The organism is Dehalococcoidia bacterium, assembly GCA_035574915.1.
In the GTDB taxonomy this organism is placed as follows: Bacteria; Chloroflexota; Dehalococcoidia; order DSTF01; family WHTK01; genus DATLYJ01.
In genome coordinates, this window is the sequence record DATLYJ010000068.1 from 1 (window position 1) to 18813 (window position 18813).

Genomic DNA, 18813 nt, shown 5'->3' on the forward strand with positions numbered 1-18813 from the left:
ACGTCCCCGAAGTCGATGAGGACCCAGCCGGAGTCGGCCTCGCCCTCGACATGGAGCGCGTTGACTCCTGCGGCCGCCAGGTCGCGGTCCAGCGTCTCCATCAGGGCGCGCATGTGCCGGACGTTCTGCGCCGTTGCGATCACGAAGTAGTCCGTGAAGTTAGCAACTCTGCGGATATCAAGCAGCAGCACCTCGTCGGCCTGGCGGTCCGTCAGAGCGTCGACTATCCGCTGGGCGAGGTCGGACGAGTCCTGGGCAAGCGTCATTCAGGTGGGATCATATCAGAGCCGGCGCGCTGGCCCGGGCCTCACTGCGGCTCCACGTTGGACTCATGCCAGAACAGCACCCGGCGCTCGAGGTGGGAGGTTATCAGGAACAGCCCGACGCCGATCACCGCCAGCGTGAAGATACCGCCGAACGCCGTGGGCATGTCCAGGTTGTTGTTGGCGATGTAGATCACCCGCCCAAGGCCGCGGTCCCCGCTGAACCACTCGGCGACGACCGCGCCGATGACGCTCAGCGGGATCGAGACCTTGAAGGCCGCGAACACGTAGGGCAGGGATGAGGGCACACGCAGAAGCAGGAAGACCTCGTGGCGCCGCGCTGCCAGAGACTCCAGCAGAGCGAGGGCGTTCGGGTCCACGGATCGAAAGCCGACGAGCGCGTTCACCATGACCGGGAAGAAGACGATCAGCGCCGATATGAACACCTTGGGCATGAGGCCAAAGCCGAACCAGATCGTGAGCAGCGGCGCGATGGCGACGATAGGCGTGACCTTGACGAGGATGGCGAGCGGGAAGATTGCCCGCTCCAGGAATCGCGACTGGGCCATGATCGTCGCCAGCACCAGGGCCACGCCCGCGCCCACGGCGAAGCCCAGCATGGCCCCTTCCAGGGTGCGCAGCCCTTCCCGGGCGAACATGTCCGCGCGCTCGTATAGCCGCTCGGCCACCAGTGAGGGAGGCGGGAGCAGATAGACCTTCACGTCGCGGATGCGCACCCATGCTTCCCAGGCGGACAGAGCAAGCGCCAGGCCCACCGCCGATGGCAGCGCCTCCGCGGCGAGCGAACCCAGGGTCCGCCGGACGCCGGCGCTGCGCCCTGCGCCTCTTGGCGCAGCCTCATCCGCCGCCCATTCGCGCTCGCCGGCGATGGGGACGCTCATGCCGCCACCACCGGGCGGAGCAGGGCCCGCAGGCGCCGCGTGTACTCGAGGAACTCCGGCGCTGTCTCCAGCTCTTCGTCCCGCGGCCGCGGCAGGTCGATCTCGAGCGTCGCCGCGATGCGCCCGGGCTGTGGTGTCATTACGACGACGCGGTCAGAGAGCAGGACCGCTTCCGTAATGCTGTGCGTCACGAAGACCACCGTGCGCTCGGCGCCCGGCGAGGCGCGCCAGATACGCAGCAGCTCGTAGCGCATGGCGGAGCGCGTGATCTCGTCCAGGGCGCCGAACGGCTCGTCCATTAGCAGCAGCTTCGGCGATGTCACGAGGGCGCGCGCCAGGGCGACGCGTTGCTGCATGCCGCCCGAGAGCTGGTGCGGGTGATAGTCCCGGAAGCGCCCGAGCCCTACGAGGTCGATCAGGCGGTCGGCGTCGCCTCCGGCGGCGCGCCGGTTCACCTCCAGGGGCAGACGGACGTTGCCGCGGACCGTCCGCCAGGGCAGCAGGGAGGCGTCCTGGAACACGAAGCCAATGTCCTTCCGCTCCTGCGCCTCGCGGGGCGGCCCGCCGCCGACCTCGACCGTCCCGCCGGTGGGCGCCTGGAGCCCGCCGATGATGCGCAGGAGTGTAGACTTCCCGCACCCGCTGGGGCCGATGACCGAGACGAACTCGCCCTGGCGGACGTCCAGGTCAATGCCGGAAAGGGCCTGGAGGTGCCGCCCCTCCCTGGCGTAGACCATCGAGACGCCGCGCAGGGAGAGGTGGGTGCCGGTGCTATCGTTGTCCATGTCCCGCCGACCGCTTATCGTTTGCCCGCGTCTCATTGTATTGCAGCCCGGAGGAGGTCCCGTGGCTAAGCGCATCGGTCTCATCGGCGGCACGGGCCCGGAGGGCAAAGGCCTGGCCGCCCGCTTCGCACGCGCCGGCATCGAGGTCCGCATCGGCTCGCGCTCGGCGGAGCGCGGCGCCGAAACGGCGGCGGAGGTCTCGGTCCTCTCTGGCGGCCGCGTTACCGGCGGCACAAACGCAGAAGCCGTGCGCGACGTGGACATCGTCGTGGTCACGGTGCCTTACGCCGGCATGGCCGACACCTTGAGGGACCTTGCCGAAGCCATTGGCAGCGCCGTCGTCGTCTCCGCGGTGGTGCCGCTGCAGTTCTCCCGGGCACGCGTCGCGGCCATCCACGTGCCGGAAGGCTCGGCGGCAGAGGAAGCGCAGAAGCTCCTGCCGGCCGCGCGCGTCGTCGGCGCTTTCCAGAACCTCAGCGCCGGCCACCTGCTGGACCTCGATCACGCGATCAACGGGGACGTAATCGTCTGCGGCGACGACGCCGCTGCCGTGCGCGCCACCATCGAGCTGGCCGAGACGATAGCCGGCGTGCGGGGAATCAACGGCGGCCCGCTCGCGAACTCGCACTATGTCGAGGAGATCACGGCATTGCTCCTGAACATCAACCGCCTGCACAAGACCGAGACCCACGTGAAAATCGCTGGTCTCTGACGCCCGGCGACGAGACCAGGCACCAAGGAGGCCGTAGTGGCCGCATCCGTAACGGTTACCGGCATCGAGGGCATCCCGGAGGTCAGGCCGGGCGACGACCTCGCGCGCCTGATCGTTGAGGCCGCGCGGGCGCAGGGCACGCCTCTGCAGGACGGCGACGTCCTGATCGTGACCCAGAAGGTAGTATCGAAAGCCGAGGGGCGCTTCGTGGACCTGAATGAGGTCGAGCCTTCGCCGCTCGCCATCGAGCTGGCCACGAACTGGGCGAAGGACGCCCGTCACGTTGAGGTGGTGTTGCGCGAGGCCAAGCGCATCGTGCGCATGGACCACGGCGTCATCATCTGCGAGACCCGCCATGGCTTCGTGTGCGCCAACGCCGGCGTCGACGCCTCCAACGTACCCGGGAACGACAGGGTCCTCCTGCTCCCGCTCGACCCCGACCAGTCCGCGGCGCGCATACGCCAGGGCGTCCTGACGGCCGCCGGAGCGGACGTGGCCGTGATCATCTCAGACACGTTCGGGCGGCCGTGGCGCACCGGCTACACGGAGGTCGCTATCGGCGTGGCGGGAATGCTGCCCATCATCGACTACGTCGGCCAGCAGGACGCGCAGGGACGCGAGCTCAGGGCAACGTGGATATGCGTCGCGGACGAGCTCGCCTCCTGCGCCGAGCTCGTAACGGGGAAAGTGAACCAGGTGCCGGCCGCGATAATCCGCGGCTACGCCGTCCCCCGCGGCGAGGGGTCGGCAAGGGAGATCGTGCGCCAGGCCGAGCGCGACATGTTCAGGTAGAGCCCCGGCCTGCCCGCGGGTGTCCCGGGCCAGACTACCGCTGATCGCGCCGGACGCGGGCTTCCGGCCCCGAGCTCAGGTGCTCGGCCTCCAGGCTTACAGCCCCTCGAGTTAACCAACTATCTGCGTTGACAGGTTTGCTAGAATGCCTTCGTGGGCACCCATCCTTACGCTCCCGGCGAGCTCGAACTGGTGCGCGCCTTCGTCAACACCCTGGACGTCGAAGGCGGCACCGATGAATTCTCGACCCTCGAAGGCCTGAACGCTTTTTATGTCGAGAAAGGCCTGCTCGAGGACGGCGTCGCCGGCGAGAACGACCGGGTGGCAGCCGTCACAGTCCGTGAGGCGCTGCGCGCCTTCCTCAAGGCCAACCACGGCGAGCCGGCCGACCCGGAGGCGGTGCGGGCCCTGAACGAGGCCTTCAAGTCGCTTCCCCTCACCCTGCGGGTTGCGCCGGACGGCTCCCTTGCTCTGGAGCCGTCGCAGGGCGGCGCCGGCGGCGCGCTTGCCCGCATCGTCGCCATCGTCTTCAGGGCCATGGCGGAGGGCACCTGGTCACGCCTCAAGATCTGCAAGAGCGACTCCTGCCAGTGGGCCTTCTACGACTACTCCCGCAACCGCTCCGGCAACTGGTGCTCGATGGCGGTGTGCGGCAATCGCACGAAGGTGAGGCGCTTCCAGGCCAGGGCCAGAGCCCGCGGTCCCGGTGCCGCCGCTGCCCGCCAGACATGAGCAGCGTTGAGGTCCTGCCCCTCACGCCGGAGCGCTGGCCAGACCTCGAGGCGCTTTTCGGGCCGCGCGGCGCGGTCGGCGGCTGCTGGTGCATGTGGTGGCGCGTCCCGGCCTCAGCCTGGGAAAGCGGCAAAGGCGAACCGAACCGCAAAGCCCTCAGGGCAATCGTTGATGACGGGCAGTCACCCGGACTGCTTGCCTACCTCAAGGGCAAACCGGTCGGCTGGTGTTCCGTGGCGCCGCGCCAGGACTTCACGCGCCTGCAGCGGTCGCGCGTGCTCAAGCCAGTCGACGACACCCCGGTCTGGTCCGTCGTCTGCTTCTTCATCGCCCGTGGCCACCGAAGCAAGGGCGTCGGGTCTGCGCTGCTCCGGGCAGCCACGGACTTCGCCGCTGGCCGCGGCGCCGCGGTAGTCGAAGGTTATCCCGTGGACCCGAAGGTGGGCCGGATGCCGGACACCTTCGCCTATACGGGCGTGCCGTCGATGTTCATCCGGGCCGGCTTCGAGGAGGTCGAGCGCCGCTCTCCCGGACGGCCGATCATGCGCAAGCGGCTCGCTTCAACACGCCCTTAACGCCGGCTGACTCCTGCTTGATGCCGCCTTCCCGAGGGGCCCGGTAGCCTTTGCCTGCCCGAATGCGGTGCCGCCGCGGCGTCCGCGCAGCAAAGGACCGAAATCCGCATGTTCCGTCCCTGGCAGCTGGTAATCATCCTCCTCCTCACGGGCGTCGCCTTTGCGGCTAGTGTGAGCCTGGCTCTCCTGGCCGATGCCCGCGGCCCGGCTACCCCGCGCAGCCAGCTTTCGCCGGACGCGGACGGCCTGCCCGACCGGACGAACTGCGATGAGGTCTACGGAACCGCTTACCGGTCTGAAAACGAGCGCGCCTGGTTCTCCGAAAACTGCAGCGCCTGGTCCAGGGCCGTCGGGGACTTGCCGCTGGCTTCCTCGCTGCCCGAGGCAGCGCTCCGGGACGCCGCGCCGGGCCCCGGCCCAGCCGGGCGCGACTGCGCCCAGGTCCGCGGCCGGCCCTACGCGTCGAACGAGGAGAGGGCGTGGTATCTCGCCAATTGCCAGGGGACGCGGCAGCAAGCGCAGGCCTCGACCGGCCCGGACCGCACCGACTGCAACCAGGTCCGCGGCACCCCCTATCGCTCAGACAGCGAGCGCCGCTGGTACCAGCAGAACTGCCTGGCGCGCTAGCTCTGCTCGCTCGAACCCAATGCGCCTCCCGGCGCCGCGCCGGTGGGCGCCCCGCGGCCTTCTCGTCCCTCCGGGCCTCGCGAGGCGGCAGGAGCGGGGGAGGAGAAGGCGCGGAGTCTTGCCTCCCTCGCCAGGCGCCAGCCCTCGCCCGGCCAGGGGGCAATCCCGCGCTCAGAGCGCGCTTGCAGTCCCGCGGCGCCCTATCAATCCCATGACTCTTTGCGCCGCCGCCACGCGGAGGCCTTTATGGCCGGAGCAGGCTACCGAGAATCCTCTTGATGGACTCCTCAGACCCCGCGACCACGGCCTTCCTGGCGACCCTCGAGACGGCGATTGAGAGCGGTAAAGGCTTCGCGGTGGTGGAGTTCCGGACGCTGGATACCCTTCCCGCTGCCGAGCGGCAGAAGCTCCTTCGCTGGGCAGGACTCGTCATCGGCACCTGTCTGCCCCGGGCCGGCCAGCTCACTCGCCTCGACCCGGCTTACGCCTGCCTCGTCATCACAGGCGAGGGCGACGCAGTAGACGCCGCTGAGCTCGCAGAATACTTTGCCGCGCAACTCAACAAGCTGCCCGTCGGGGGCGTAGCTCCCGGCCGCGGCTGGGAGTCCCGCGTCTTGCGCTACCCGGCGCAGGCAGACCTGATCGAGGCGCTCCTCGGACAACCGGGGTCGTTCTACGCGGGCCGCGGATTCGCGGTCAGCTGAACGAGGGAGCCAGCTCCGGCTCAGCCGCGCGCCGGGCGGTCGCGCCAAGGTAGAGGCCGGAGACCAGCAGGATCAGGCCTGCCTCTGCCGCCGTCACGAGCCCCACGAAGAACACGATGTTCTGCCAGAACTCGGGCGGGAAGATCTGTATCAGGTGGTCGGTACGAGGGTTCAGCAGCCAGAAGTCGTTGCTGAACAAGACCTCGTGGAACTGCGTCCAGGCGCTATCGAAGCCGCTCACGGCGAAGGCGCCCACCCCGGCGATCGCCACGACGGTAAGGGCCGAGCCGGCCATCGTGTTCACCGCCAGCCGCCGGACCGAGACCTCCCGCGACCAGATGACCACCGCGGCGATGTAGGTGAGCACGTAGAGGACGGAGAACTCCTGGACGGCGTTCTGCATCCTGAAGCGGGCCTTTACGTCCTTGAGATGCGCCGTCTCCCGCGGGTTGAAGAGGGGCTGCTCCCGTCCCTGCCGCTCGACCCGGATGGCGACTGGCTCGTCACCGCCGGCGTTGAAGTAAGCGCGCAGTTCCCGCATGGCGCGCAGCAGCTCCTCGCGGGCGATCCCCGTAGTCGCGACAGCGCCGAAGTCGTCGACCGCATAGCGGTAGACCCTCGGCTCGTTGGCCATGAAGCGGATGTTCGTGGTGACCAGGGCGGCCGGCAGGGCCAGGACGAAGAGAAGCGAGGCGACGTTGCGGAGCGCGCTCATCCATGGCCTCCTCGGCCGAGCCGCCCCGCCACGTCTCGCTCGTGGAATTGGTGGTATGGTAGGTTTCGACTCCGAGCCTGTCAACGGGAAACGGCCGCCAACTGATCATAACGACGACTCTTGTCGGCGGCCAACCGGAGGTCTCATGCCCGACCCCGAAGAGCTGGCGCGCTACGCCGAGCTTCGCGACATTGTCGCCCGGCTACGCGGGCCGGACGGATGTCCCTGGGACCGCGAACAGACTCACGAGAGCCTGAAGCCCTTTCTCCTCCAGGAAGCTTATGAAGTGCTCGCCCTCCTCGATGAAGGAGACTACGAGCGCCTGCCGGAGGAGATGGGCGACCTTCTTTTCCAGATCCTCATCCACGCCCAACTGGCCGAAGAGGCCGGCGAGTACAGCCTGAAGGACATCCTCCAGGGCCTCGCGGCCAAGCTGGTGCGCCGGCACCCTCACGTTTTCGGCGAGGCCCGGGCGGACTCCGCGGCCGCGGTGATCGAGCAGTGGGAGCGCCTCAAGCGCGAAGAGGCCGGCGGAGACAAGGCCGCGCTCGAAGGTGTCCCGCGTTCGCTGCCGGCGCTGGCCTACGCGCAGGAGTTGCTTCGCCGCGCCGCCGCCGCCGGCTTCGAGTGGCCTGACAGGCGCGACGTGCTGGTAAAGATCGGCGAGGAGCTCGAGGAACTGACACAGGCCGGCGACGCGCGCAGCCGCGCCGAGGAGTTCGGCGACCTCCTCATCAACCTCGTGAACTACGCGCGCTACAGCGGCATCGACGCCGAAGAGGCGTTGCGCCTGGCCAGCGCGAAGTTCCGGCGGCGCTTCGAGCGGGTCGAGTCCAGCGCCCGCGCCGCAGGCCGCGCCCTCTCCGAGATGGACCTACGCGAGCTCCTGGACCTCTGGGCGCGCGCGAAGGCGGACGAGGACGCCTGAAGTGGCGCGGGGCGACCCCGTCCGTGAAGGACTGGCACGCCTTGCGGAGGTCCGGGCCCGTCCCCGCAGCCCCGAGTCGGTCGATGCACTGCGCCACGCGCTTGCTTCCACCTCCAACGTCCTGGCGGCCAGGGCGGCGCTGATCGCCGGCGAGGCCGGCCTGCACGGCCTCGTCCCGGACCTCGAGAGCGCCTTCGAGCGGTTCCTCTTGCAGCCCCTGAAGTCTGACCCAGCTTGCCTCGCGAAGACCGCAATCGTCGGCGCGCTCGCCCGGCTGGGGGACGGCGACCAGACCCTGATCGCGGCTTGCAGGCACTTTCAGCCGGAGCCGACCGGTGACGAGCCAATCGATACGGCCGCCGAAATGCGGGCCGCCGCCATCGTTGCCCTCGCTGAACGCAACCACCCGCGCGCCCTGGAACTGGCCTCCGAGCTGCTTGCTGACCGCGAGCCTCGTGCCCGTCTCGGCGCCATCACCTCCTTCCGGACTCTGTCCTCGGACGCGGGCGCAGCCTTGCTGCGCTACAAGGCGCTCCGCTTTCTGCAGCGACCCCAGGCCGACAGCCAGTGGGAGACCGGCGACGAAATAGCCGAGACACTGGCGACGCTTCTCGTGTGCTCCCCCGGCTCGCTCGGCCTAGTCTCAGGCCTCCTCCAGGGCGAGGTTGACGTAGCCGTCCTGGCCGCGGTGGCGATCGGCGAGTCGGGCGTCCGGGGCGCCCTCGAAGCCTTGCGAGGCGGCTACGAGGCCCGCGTGGAACCGCGCGTCCGGCAGGCCATCGTGGCCGCCGCCGGCATGCTCCGGGGCGAGGACGCAGCCGGCTTCTTGCTTGAGGTCATCGCCCGGGCAGCCCCGGGCCTCGCCGTAACGGCGCTGGAGTCCCTTGCCCGCTTTCTCAGGGACCCCGCCCTCAGGCCGCGCGTCGCGGCGGCCGTGCGCGACAACGGTTCGCGCGAGGTACTGGACGCCTTTCGCAGGCTGCCTGAGGATGTGCAAGCATGACGGATGACCTCACAAGCAGGTTGGTCACCAGGGTCGGTGACGTGGAGGTCTGGCAGGTGCCGGAGCTGGTGCTGCCGACCTCGGTGCGATGGCTGCTGCCGGACGCCGAGCGCGCCGCCGTCGATGCCGCGAAGGAGTGGCTGCAGCCTCACTTCATGGACGCAAACGGCTACCTGCTGCAGAGCATCCACACCTACCTTCTCAAGACGCCGGACGCAGTGGTCCTGATCGACACCGGCGTCGGGAACCAGAAGCGGCGCGGAGGCGGCATCCCCGCCTTCGACATGCTCGACACCCCCTTTCTCGAGCGCCTTCGCGCCGCCGGCGTCTCCCGGGAGGACGTCGACCTCGTCCTCTGCACTCACATGCACACCGACCACGTCGGCTGGGACGCTTACCTCGACGGCGACGAATGGCGGCCCACCTTCCCGCGCGCCCGCCACCTCTTCGCCCGTCCCGAGTACGACCACTTCGCGGCGACAACACAGGCCGCCGCCCCGACACAGCAGCTTTGGCAGGACAGCATCGAGCCGGTCGTGAAGGCCGGGCTGGTCGACGTGGTCGAGCCGGACTATCAGGTCGCGCCGGGCATAAGGCTGGAGCCGAGCTTCGGCCACACGCCCGGACACGTCTCCGTGAAGGTCGAATCTGCCGGGCAGAGCGCCGTCTTCACCGGCGACGCCATGCACAGCCCCCTGCAGGCGGCTCTACCCCATCTCCGCTGCGCCCTCGGCGGGCCGGAGGAGCCAGCGCGACACGCGAGACTCGAGATCCTGCAGCGCTACGCCGGGACGGAGACCCTGCTCTTTGGCGCGCATTTCGCCTTTCCCTGCGGCGGCCGCCTCAGGCGCGAGGGGGACGCCTTCCGCATCGATGCCCTGAGCTAACGGCGCCCCTCCGCGCGCTCACCACCGGCGTTCCGCAGGCGGATGCTGGAGAAGGCCAGCGTCGAAGCGACTATGGCGAGGTGCAGGGCAATGAGGTCGTCGACGGCTCGGAAGTCAACGCCGTGCCGGGGGAACAGCGCCGGCGGATTTTCGAGGCGCTGGACGCGGACGGGGCGGACGGCGTGGCGGCAAGCGTAGTAGCCGGCCGTCTCGTCGACGAGGTCGAAGCCGTCGGCATCGAACTCGTAGCGATACAGTACCGCCTCGCGGACGGCCGGCAGCCAGGCGCGCTCGATTACCACCGCCCGCGCCGCGAGCCCCAGCATTCTCCCGACGTCCGAAGGCGAGCTTTCCGGCCGTGCCCAGAAACACACGCGCGGGCAATCGCGCGGCAGGAAGTAGTGCGGCGAGTGCCATTCGTCTACCGCCCACACCAGTGGCTCCTGCTCCGGGTGCGCCAGAGGCGGCCGCGGCGCGAAGCGCTCGATGCCCGCCTCCTCGCTGAAGTGATAAAGCCTCGCCATGCCCGAAATGCCCGAATGCCCGAAGGTAAAATATCCATGTGCCGCCAACTCGCAGTGACACCACCAAGCGCGCGCGCTTCGCGGAGCGCTTGAAGGCGCTTCCCGGTAAGCCTGGCGTCTACATCATGCGCAACGGGCGCGGCGACGTCATCTACGTCGGCAAGGCCGCGAACATCCGCAACCGCGTGCGCAACTACTTCGGCGCGCCCCACTCGCTCGAGCCCAAGACGCGCTCGCTGGTCGAGCAGGTCGAGGACTTCGAGTACATCGTCACGAGCAACGCCGCCGAGGCCCTGCATCTGGAGGCGACGCTAGTCAAGCGCCACCAGCCCTTCTTCAACGTCCGCCTCAAGGACGACAAGCACTACCCGTACCTGCGGATCGACGTCCAGAACGAATGGCCCCGCGTCGAGATCGCGCGGCGAGTCCAGAACGACGGCGCCCGCTATTTCGGCCCCTACGCCTCGGCGTCTTCGGTGCGCACGACGCTGAGCATCGTCAAGAAGCTCTTCCCCTGGCGCTCCTGCACCAAGACGATCACCGGCACGGACCCGCGGCCCTGCCTGGACTACTTCATCCACCGCTGCATCGCGCCCTGCACCGCCTACTGCACCAAAGAGGAGTACGACGAGGTCATCCGCCAGACCATCCTCTTCCTCGAGGGCAAGACCTCCGAGGTGGTGAAGTCGCTCAAGCGCCAGATGCTGGAGGCCTCCGAGAAACTCGAATACGAGCGCGCCGCCCTGATCCGGGATCAGCTGCAGGCCGTCGAGCGCGTAGCCGAGCGCCAGTTCGTGGAGCGCATCCGGCCGACCGATGAGGACGTCTTCGGCATGGCGCGGGACCCCGGCCAGGCCTGCGTCCAGGTCTTCTTCATCCGCGGCACCCAGATGGTGGGCCGCGACTTCTTCACGCTCGACGGCGTTGTCGACGAACAGGACGCAGACGTGCTGGGGGCCTTCCTCAAGCAGTTCTACGAGTCGGCGGTCTACGTCCCGCGGTTCGTGGTCGTGCCCACGCAGGTGCCGGAAGCGTCCCTGATCGAGGAGTGGCTCAGCGAGCGCAGGGGCGCGAAGGTGACCCTCGTCGTCGCCCGGAAGGGTACCCGGCGTCGCATGACGGAGTTGGCAGCCGAAAACGCGCGCGAGTCGCTGGACATGCTGCGCGTGCGCTGGCTTGCCGACACGGACAAGACTCAGACCGCGCTCGTCGAGCTTGCCGATGAGCTCGACCTCCCGTCCCTGCCGCGGCGCATCGAGTGCTACGACATCTCCAACATCCAGGGCACCAGTTCGGTCGCGAGCATGGTGGTCTTCATCGACGGCAAGCCGAGGCCGCAGGAGTACCGGCGGTTCCGCATCAAGTCGGTCGCCGGCGCCAACGACTTCGCCTCGATGGCGGAGGTGCTCCGGCGCCGCTTCGCGCGCTTCAGGCGCTCGACGGCCCAGGCAGATGGGCGCGAGGTGGCATCGCTGGAGGAGATCGTCCCTCACGGCGCCACGGAGGAGGAATACACGCTGGAGGGGTGGAGTGCCCTACCAGACCTCCTCATCGTCGATGGCGGCAAGGGCCAGCTCTCGGCCGCGCTCGACGTCATGCGTGACATGGGCCTGAAGCACGTGCCCGTCGCCGGCCTCGCCAAACAGAACGAGGAGCTATTCGTCCAGGACCACTCGGAGCCAATCGTTCTGCCTCGCACCAGCCAGGGCCTCTACCTGGTGCAGCGCATCCGCGATGAAGCGCACCGTTTCGCCGTGACCTACCACCGCCAGGTGCGGACGAAGTCCGGCATGCAGAGCGCGTTGGACTCGGTGCCCGGCATTGGGCCCAAGCGCAAGCGGGCGCTTCTGCGGAAGTTCGGCTCCCTCAAGAACATCCGCGAGGCCCCCGTGGAGGAGATCGCAAGCACGGTGGGGTTCACGGCCGCTCTGGCGGAGAAGGTCAAACAGTATCTGTAGCTGGAAGGTGGACGTATCCGTGTCCTGCCACTCATTAGCGGTCCATACTTCCCGGCGCCAGATTAGAGCGAGGGATGTCCGAGCAGGCGAGTCCTGCAGGCCCACCGGGCGCCCGGTGTCTGGCCCGACGCCGTGACCTGGGACGAAGTCGTCGAGCTGGCCTGCCGGCTCCCGGGTGTCGAAGTCTCGACCTCTTACGGGACGCCCGCGCTGAAGGTGCGCAGGAAGTTCATGGCCCGGCTGCGCCAGGAAGACCCCGAACCCGATGTCATGGTCTTGGGCGCAGTCGACGACATCGAGCAGCGGATGCTCATGGACACGCGGCCGTCGGTGTACTTCAAGAGGCCGCACTACAAAGGCCATCCGAGCATCCTCATCCGGCTGCCGAATGCCGAGCCCGGCGAAGTCGGCGCGCTTCTGGAGCAGTCGTGGCGCCGCCTGGCGCCGCCGCGCCTCCTGGCGCTCCTGGGCGGCGGCGCGTGACCGGGTTGATGGCCCCTGGCATGGGCGCCTGTTAACATAGCGTCGGCCTGCTACGGCATGCCCCGCCTTGCCTATGCCGCCCGACTCTGACACTACGCCGCCGCCAGACCCGCCTCGTCGCGACATGCCCCGGCCGCCGGTCCCGCCTGGCCGCCGCGTAGCCGAGTTCGGCCGTCCTTCCGCAAGGCCGCCGCAGCAGCCTGACCAGCGCCTCGTCCCCGCAATCGCCGAGCCCTCCGACCAGGCGTTCATGCGCAACCCCTACGTCCTCGCTGGCCTCGCCGTCGGCGGCGCCATCGTCCTCGCGGTCCTCGTGGTCTTTCTCTTCGGCAGCAGTTCTGGCTCCGCCGGCGACGACGACGGCGGGCTGATCATCGACCCGCTGACCCCGGGGCCCTCGCGCGGCGTCGGCGCCCGCACGCTCGCTGCTTCCACCGTCCGCGAGGGGCCCGGGCTGGACTACCTCGCCGTCGGCGAACTCAACCGCAACCAGGACGTCGAGGTCGTGGGCCGGAATGAGGAGGGCACCTGGTACAACATCTACTTCCCGCCGGGTTCGTCCCTGCGTGGCTGGGTCCCTGCTTCCGCCCTGCGTTTACCGTCGAATACCGCCGCCATACCCGTGGTCTCGGTAACGCCAATCCCAAGGCCAACGGTGATTATCCCGACAGCCACGCCCGAACCCACCGAGGTCACCACGGCAACGCCCACGCCAACCGGCACGCCGGCCGGCGGCGCCGACCTGGAGGCCCGCATCGTGCCCGGCACCTGCGCACCCGGCGTGCAGCTCATCATCAACGTCATGAACCGGGGGCCGGCTGGCATCACCAGCCGCGCCATCCAGGTTTTGGTCCAGAACACCAGCGGCGCCACCCTGGCCACCGCCGCTCAGCTCGCCACCATCCCTGCCGGCGGCCAGATCGACATCGCCACCAACTACGTCGTGCGCGAGCGCGTCATAGCGACGATCGACCCGCTTCAGACCCTCGGCGACCCCAATCCGGCCAACAACCGGGTAGACTGCGTCGTGTCCGGTGTCCCGACGCAACCATCCGGGGCAACCCCGACGCCTTCGTCGGCGGTGCCGCCGCCGATAGCCACGGCCACCCGCACACCGACGCCCTGAGGGCGAGGAGCGCCATGGAGAGCGCTGACGAGATCCGAAGACGGCTGCAGGATGGCCAGTCGCGCCTTTTCGCGCTTCTTTCCGGGGTTACCGAGGAGCAGTTCAAGCGCAGGCCCCCGGCCACGGCGGATGACCCGCAGCCCTGGTGCATTGCTGAAGTGCTGGCGCATCTCCTGAGCCACGAGCGCCTCTGGGCAGAGAGGATCAGGCTCGCCCTGCAGAGCGATGGCGCCAGGATCGACCCTTCGCCGCCGGAAGCTCACGAGGAGAATGCGCGCGCGGGCAGGCACGCCGCGGTGCCGCAGCTGATCCACGGCCTCCTCGGCGTGCGGCGGGAGGTCCAGAAGCTCCTGGACACTTCCACCGGTCCCCGCGGACGCATGCTGCCGAACACCCTCTGGCACTCCCGGCTCCAGCAGCGCCTGGACCTGGCCTGGATGTTCGACAAGGTCGCGGGGCACCATGAGGAGCACATCGCCCAGATAGCCGCCCTGCGAGAGGCTGTCGGCGCGCGGCCGCTGGTGGAGGACCCGAGATGAGCGTCGTCGACGAGGTCAAAGCGCGTCTCGACATCGTTGACGTCATCGGCTCATACGTGCAGCTGCGGAAAGCCGGGAGGCTCTACAAGGCGAACTGCCCCTTCCACTCAGAGAAGACGCCTTCGTTCACCGTGAGCCCGGATCGCCAGACCTGGCACTGCTTCGGCGCCTGCAGCACCGGCGGCGACATCTTCACCTTCGTCCAGCGCAAGGAGAACACCGACTTCAACGGCGCCCTTCGCATCCTCGCCAGCCGCGCCGGCGTCGAGCTCCAGCGGGAAAGCCCCAGGCGGGACGAGCTCCAGCCCCTCTATGACGCCAACGAAGCGGCGGCCATCTTCTATCACTCATACCTCCTCGGCGGCGCGGGCGGCGCGCTCGCCTATGCCGAAGCCCGGGGTATCGACCGTCAGGCGATGTCGGACTTCCAGATCGGCGCCAGCCCGCCGGCATGGGAGGCGCTCCGTGACCACCTGCTCAAGAAGGGGTTCACTGATGCGACGCTCCTCCAGGCCGGCCTGCTGGTCCAGAACGAGAGGGGCAGCATCTACGACCGCTTCCGCGGCCGCCTCATGTTCCCCATCCGCGACGAGCGGGGCCGCGTCGCCGGCTTCGGTGGCCGGGTGCTTCCGGGAGCCAGCGGAGAAAGCGCCGTGCAGGGCCAGGAAGGCGCGAAGTACATCAATACGCCTCAGACGCCGATTTTCGATAAAGGAGGCATTCTCTACGGGCTCGACCGGGCGCGGGCGGCGGTCCGGACGACGGGTACGGCGGTGATCGTGGAAGGTTACATGGACGTGGTCGCAGCGCACCAGTTCGGTCACCGCAACGTCGTCGCCTCGATGGGCACGGCCCTCACGGAGCGCCAGGTGGCCGCAGTCGAGCGCCTGAAGCCCCAGCGCGCCGTCTTTGCCATGGACGCCGACGCCGCCGGGAACGCGGCGGCCCTGCGCGATGTCCAGGTCGCCGTCGCCGTTGGCGCGCGCCGGCCCGTGCCGGTCGCGACGCCGCGCGGCATCGGGGCGGCGCCCAACCTCGAGGTCGAGTGGCGTGTAGCCGCCTTGCCCGCGGGCGTCGACCCGGACGACCTCATACGCCGCGACCCCGCGCAGTGGCAGGCGTTGGTCGACGGCAGCCGGCCCATCGTCGACCACCTGATCGACGTCGTGCGCGGCGCGCTCGACCTCACGAATCCGCGCGACCGGGCAACCCTGGTCGCCGAGGTCTTGCCCGCCGTGGGCGAGGTCGCCGACCCCGTCGTACGCGCGAGCTACCTCCAGCGGCTGGCAATGCTCGCGAAGGTGCCGGAAGCGGTGCTCCAATCGCAGCTGCGGCGGGCGCCGCGGGCGCCGCGACCCCGGAGCCAGCAGGAGGCGGGAGGGCCGCAGGACACGCCTTCACCTTCGCCGCGCGTCACGCGCGCGCCGCGGGAGGAGTTCGCCCTGGCGCTGCTGCGCCGGCACCCGCACCTGGCCGAGATCGGGCGCGAGTACAGCGATGAGGTGTTCACGCTCGCGGAGAACCGTGAGTTGTTCCGGCGCTATCTCCGCGGCGAGGAGGCCACGGAAGAAGAAATCTGGCTGTGGGAGGCGCAGAAGCGGATAGATTCGACGCTCGTGCACGTTACTGAGTTGGAGGCGGTGAAAGCGGCCTTCTCAGATTGTCTCGCCCGTTTGGAGCAAGCTAGAATGAAGGCGGTCAAGGAGGCCGGCGCCCTGGCCATTGCCGAGGGAGAGGCAAGCCTGTCTTCGGGTCCGTCCAGAAGAGGGCCGGGGCAGGTAGCAGCGATCGCGAAGGCGAGGTGGGAGGCAGGCCCGAACAGCGAAGCGCCCGAGGACGGCCAGGACGAAGCTTCCCCGGAAGGACTGGCCTCCCAGCTTCTACAGGACATGGAAGCAGGCCTGCGCTTCCACCAGCGCTTAATCGATTCCTCCCGCGGTAACCAGGGAGACAGGCCCACTGGATAGACCTTCTCCAAGGGATCCACCCGTTCCTTCACGGAAGGGAAATGGTGGATGCCTCAATCTGGTTTAGAGAAGGTGGAGAACTTATGGCCGAACGAGTGACACTTGGCGAGAGTCCGGATGCAGTGGCGTTGTCCAGCGTGGACGGCGCCGACGACTCTTTTCGCCGTGTCGCGGACATGCTCGAAAGCCGCGGCCGGGCCGACATCTGGTCTGAACCGGACGTAAAGATTACCCAGGAGACCGAAGAGGAACGGGAAGCCGCCACGGCCGGCATCCCCCTCGAGGACCAGGAAGGCATTGACGACCCGGTCCGCATGTACCTGCGCGAGATCGGCAAAGTCTTCCTCCTTTCCGCCGCGGACGAAAAGTTCCTCGCCCGCCAGATGGAGGAAGGCCAGCACATCGAGGCGATCGAAGAGGCCTGGATCGCCCAGAACGGCAGCCCGCCGACGGCCGTCGACACGGCCCTCATGCTCTTCGAGCAGCTACACCAGCTGCAGCCGGTCCTCGACCTCGTGATCAAGCACCTGGACCTGCCGCGCAACTCCACCCTCGCCGACCGCGTCGGCGACCCGCGCCTGCGCGAACTCATCGACGCTGAGATGGACCTCGAGTTCATGCGCTACGTCGCCGAGCAGCGCGGCATCCCGGAGGAGGACGCGGCTCGGTCCATCGTCCGCCTGGCGATCGTCACCCACATCCTCAAGCCGGAGTACGTGTCGCTGATGGCTGCCGAGGTCGGCGAGGCTGCCCTGCTGCCGCCGAAGTTCGAGGTCCGCGGCAAGCTCGCCTCCTGCGAGCCGGCCCTGGCGGCCTACTTCGGGCAACTCAAGAGCGACGGCCAGGCCGCCGAGAAGCGCCTGACCGAGGCGAACCTCCGCCTCGTCGTCAGCGTCGCCAAGAAGTACATCGGCCGCGGGATGTCGCTCCTGGACCTGATCCAGGAAGGCAACATCGGCCTCATCCGCGCCGTCGAGAAGTTCGATTACCGCAAGGGCTTCAAGTTCAGCACCTACGCGACCTGGTGGATCCGCCAGGCCATAACCCGCGCCATCGCCGACCAGGCGCGGACGATCCGCATCCCCGTGCACATGGTGGAGACGATCAACAAGCTAGTCCGCGTCAGCCGCCGCCTGGTCCAGGAGTACGGCCGCGAGCCCACGAGTGAGGAGATCGGCCGGGGGATGGAGATCCCCCCGGAGAAGGTGCGCGAGATCATGAAGGTCTCCCAGGAGCCGGTGTCCCTCGAGACCCCGATCGGTGAGGAAGAGGACTCCCACCTCGGCGACTTCATAGAGGACCAGGCAGCGCTGGCGCCGGCGGACGCGGCCTCTCACCAGCTCCTCAAAGAGCAGGTAATGGACGTGCTCGCCAGCCTCGCGCCGCGCGAGCGGAAGGTGCTTGAGCTGCGCTTCGGCCTCGAGGACGGCCGCAGCCGCACCCTCGAAGAAGTCGGGCGCGAGTTCCACGTGACCCGCGAACGCATCCGCCAGATCGAGGCAAAGGCGCTGCGCAAGCTGCGCCATCCCTCTCGCTCGAAGAAGCTGCGCGACTACCTGGAGTAGCCGGCCAGGTCAAGCGCGAAGTGGGGCCGAAGGAGTAAGCGACGCGACAGCCACGCCAGTAGTGGCTTGTCTGTCGCCTTGTCCCGGCGGGCGCCTGTTGGCGGCGGCGGGCCGCGGCGCGGTCTCAAGGGAGAGGCGGCAGGGCGGCGCCCATGCCCCGCGCGGTGCCGTCCAGCGCCCGAGCCCAGGCAAGCACCTGCTCGTAGCCGGCGTCGTCAGGGAGAGATGGCAGCGATGCCATGGCGCCGATGCCGCTGTTGACCGAGCGTGCCCACGCGATAAAGTCGCTCAGCTGGCCCGACTCCGGGAGTGCAGCCATGGGAAAGCCCGCGCTAGCGGCTGTCTGCACCAAAGCCCGGCCCCAGGCAAACAGAGCACCCACGTTCTCTTCCGCCACCGTATGCCTCCTCAAAACCTGCGCATTTCTTCCAGCCGGATAAAAGTCTAGCATCACCCGCCGGCACAGCGAAGCCTTCCCGGCGGTCGCTGCGGGTATAATCCCGCCCTGAGGGCTGGGGCCAGCCGGCCCGCTCACGGAAAGGCCACGCCACATGCCAGTCGACAGCTATCGGTACCTGCCCCGCAGCTTCCGCCCCGGGTACGAGTCCATGCCCGTCTTGGATGAGCCGCCTGTCTGGGCGCCGCTTGGCGTCCCGATTGGCGAGGCAAAAGTCGCCCTGCTCACCTCGGCGGGCCTCTACCTGAAGGACTCGCAGCAGCCATTCGACGTCGAGCGCGAGCGCGAGGACCCGCTCTGGGGCGACCCTACCTACCGCGTCATCCCGCGGGACACCCGCCAGGACCAGATCGCCGCCTCTCACCTCCACCTCAACACGCGGGACTTCTACATCGACTTCAACGTCGCCTTGCCGCTCCGCCGCTTCGAAGAGCTCGAGGCCGAGGGCCGGATCGGCCGGCTGGCGGAGGAGCACTATTCCTTCATGGGCTTCCAGGAGCGCGGCTGTTCCGAGTGGCGCGCGAAGTACGGCCCCGAGATCGCGCAGCGGCTCAAGGAGGCCAACGTCA

General features: G+C 68.6%; 22 protein-coding genes. 16 read left to right on the forward strand and 6 right to left on the reverse strand.

Annotated elements, in window-relative coordinates:
- The 3 genes from rsfS to VNN10_06405 all read right to left on the reverse strand — a co-directional run.
- The coding region (gene rsfS, locus VNN10_06395; GenBank protein ID HXH21640.1) for a ribosome silencing factor at window positions 1-266 on the reverse strand (266 nt) is incomplete at its 3' end.
- Window positions 267-307: 41 nt separating this feature from the next.
- Complete coding sequence (locus VNN10_06400) at window positions 308-1165, reverse strand: ABC transporter permease (protein ID HXH21641.1); 858 nt, start codon at window positions 1163-1165, stop codon at window positions 308-310.
- Window positions 1162-1950 carry an ABC transporter ATP-binding protein gene (locus VNN10_06405; protein ID HXH21642.1) on the reverse strand — a complete coding sequence of 263 codons (789 nt, stop codon included), beginning with the start codon at window positions 1948-1950 and terminating at the stop codon, window positions 1162-1164. Before VNN10_06405 ends, VNN10_06400 begins: the two co-directional genes overlap by 4 nt.
- A 61-nt stretch (window positions 1951-2011) precedes the next feature.
- On the opposite strand from VNN10_06405, the gene npdG reads away from it, so the two are divergent.
- From npdG to VNN10_06435, 6 genes are all read left to right on the forward strand, one after another.
- Window positions 2012-2662: an NADPH-dependent F420 reductase gene (gene npdG / locus VNN10_06410; GenBank protein ID HXH21643.1), complete on the forward strand. Its 651-nt coding sequence runs from the start codon at window positions 2012-2014 to the stop codon at window positions 2660-2662.
- A 36-nt stretch (window positions 2663-2698) separates the two neighbouring features.
- Window positions 2699-3454, forward strand: a complete 756-nt coding sequence (gene cofE, locus VNN10_06415; GenBank protein ID HXH21644.1) for a coenzyme F420-0:L-glutamate ligase — start codon at window positions 2699-2701, stop codon at window positions 3452-3454.
- Between the two features lie 153 nt (window positions 3455-3607).
- The gene (locus tag VNN10_06420) at window positions 3608-4186 is read left to right on the forward strand and encodes a CGNR zinc finger domain-containing protein (protein HXH21645.1); all 579 of its coding nucleotides are present in this window, start codon (window positions 3608-3610) and stop codon (window positions 4184-4186) included.
- Complete coding sequence (locus tag VNN10_06425) at window positions 4183-4761, forward strand: GNAT family N-acetyltransferase (GenBank protein HXH21646.1); 579 nt, start codon at window positions 4183-4185, stop codon at window positions 4759-4761. The genes VNN10_06420 and VNN10_06425 overlap by 4 nt, the downstream gene beginning before the upstream one ends.
- A 108-nt stretch (window positions 4762-4869) precedes the next feature.
- On the forward strand, window positions 4870-5388 hold the full coding sequence (locus VNN10_06430; GenBank protein HXH21647.1) for a hypothetical protein: 519 nt from the start codon (window positions 4870-4872) through the stop codon (window positions 5386-5388).
- A 278-nt stretch (window positions 5389-5666) separates the two neighbouring features.
- Window positions 5667-6092: a hypothetical protein gene (locus VNN10_06435; protein HXH21648.1), complete on the forward strand. Its 426-nt coding sequence runs from the start codon at window positions 5667-5669 to the stop codon at window positions 6090-6092.
- On the opposite strand, the gene VNN10_06440 is transcribed toward VNN10_06435, so the two are convergent.
- A complete protein-coding gene (locus VNN10_06440; protein HXH21649.1) occupies window positions 6085-6807 on the reverse strand; it encodes a TIGR01906 family membrane protein in 723 nt (240 codons plus the stop codon). The genes VNN10_06435 and VNN10_06440 overlap by 8 nt on opposite strands.
- A gap of 145 nt (window positions 6808-6952) precedes the next feature.
- On the opposite strand from VNN10_06440, the gene mazG reads away from it, so the two are divergent.
- From mazG to VNN10_06455, 3 genes are read left to right on the forward strand one after another with little or no spacing between them, the layout of a single operon-like run.
- Entirely contained in the window at window positions 6953-7735 is a 783-nt protein-coding gene (gene mazG / locus VNN10_06445) for a nucleoside triphosphate pyrophosphohydrolase (protein HXH21650.1), read from the forward strand.
- Window position 7736: 1 nt separating this feature from the next.
- Window positions 7737-8738, forward strand: coding sequence for a hypothetical protein (locus tag VNN10_06450; protein HXH21651.1), 1002 nt, complete (start codon window positions 7737-7739; stop codon window positions 8736-8738).
- A complete protein-coding gene (locus VNN10_06455; protein ID HXH21652.1) occupies window positions 8735-9625 on the forward strand; it encodes an MBL fold metallo-hydrolase in 891 nt (296 codons plus the stop codon). Before VNN10_06450 ends, VNN10_06455 begins: the two co-directional genes overlap by 4 nt.
- On the opposite strand, the gene VNN10_06460 is transcribed toward VNN10_06455, so the two are convergent.
- On the reverse strand, window positions 9622-10149 hold the full coding sequence (locus VNN10_06460) for a hypothetical protein (GenBank protein ID HXH21653.1): 528 nt from the start codon (window positions 10147-10149) through the stop codon (window positions 9622-9624). The two genes, VNN10_06455 and VNN10_06460, sit on opposite strands and share 4 nt — an antisense overlap.
- A gap of 38 nt (window positions 10150-10187) precedes the next feature.
- Between VNN10_06460 and uvrC the strand changes: the two genes are divergently transcribed.
- The 6 genes from uvrC (at window position 10188) to rpoD (ending at window position 17787) form a co-directional block, all read left to right on the forward strand.
- Window positions 10188-12107 carry an excinuclease ABC subunit UvrC gene (gene uvrC / locus VNN10_06465; GenBank protein HXH21654.1) on the forward strand — a complete coding sequence of 640 codons (1920 nt, stop codon included), beginning with the start codon at window positions 10188-10190 and terminating at the stop codon, window positions 12105-12107.
- 132 nt (window positions 12108-12239) lie between these two features.
- Window positions 12240-12590: an MmcQ/YjbR family DNA-binding protein gene (locus VNN10_06470; protein ID HXH21655.1), complete on the forward strand. Its 351-nt coding sequence runs from the start codon at window positions 12240-12242 to the stop codon at window positions 12588-12590.
- A 73-nt stretch (window positions 12591-12663) separates the two neighbouring features.
- Window positions 12664-13716 (forward strand): SH3 domain-containing protein, encoded by a 1053-nt coding sequence (locus tag VNN10_06475; protein ID HXH21656.1) that lies wholly within the window; start codon window positions 12664-12666, stop codon window positions 13714-13716.
- Between the two features lie 14 nt (window positions 13717-13730).
- Entirely contained in the window at window positions 13731-14255 is a 525-nt protein-coding gene (locus tag VNN10_06480; protein ID HXH21657.1) for a DinB family protein, read from the forward strand.
- Window positions 14252-16222, forward strand: coding sequence for a DNA primase (dnaG, locus tag VNN10_06485; GenBank protein HXH21658.1), 1971 nt, complete (start codon window positions 14252-14254; stop codon window positions 16220-16222). Before VNN10_06480 ends, dnaG begins: the two co-directional genes overlap by 4 nt.
- A gap of 83 nt (window positions 16223-16305) precedes the next feature.
- Entirely contained in the window at window positions 16306-17787 is a 1482-nt protein-coding gene (gene rpoD / locus VNN10_06490; GenBank protein HXH21659.1) for an RNA polymerase sigma factor RpoD, read from the forward strand.
- A gap of 124 nt (window positions 17788-17911) precedes the next feature.
- Here the strand turns inward: rpoD and VNN10_06495 are convergent, their stop codons facing one another.
- Window positions 17912-18184 carry a hypothetical protein gene (locus VNN10_06495; protein ID HXH21660.1) on the reverse strand — a complete coding sequence of 91 codons (273 nt, stop codon included), beginning with the start codon at window positions 18182-18184 and terminating at the stop codon, window positions 17912-17914.
- A gap of 154 nt (window positions 18185-18338) precedes the next feature.
- Here VNN10_06495 and VNN10_06500 point away from each other — a divergent pair.
- On the forward strand, window positions 18339-18813 hold a 475-nt coding region (locus VNN10_06500; GenBank protein HXH21661.1), incomplete at its 3' end, for a glycine/sarcosine/betaine reductase selenoprotein B family protein.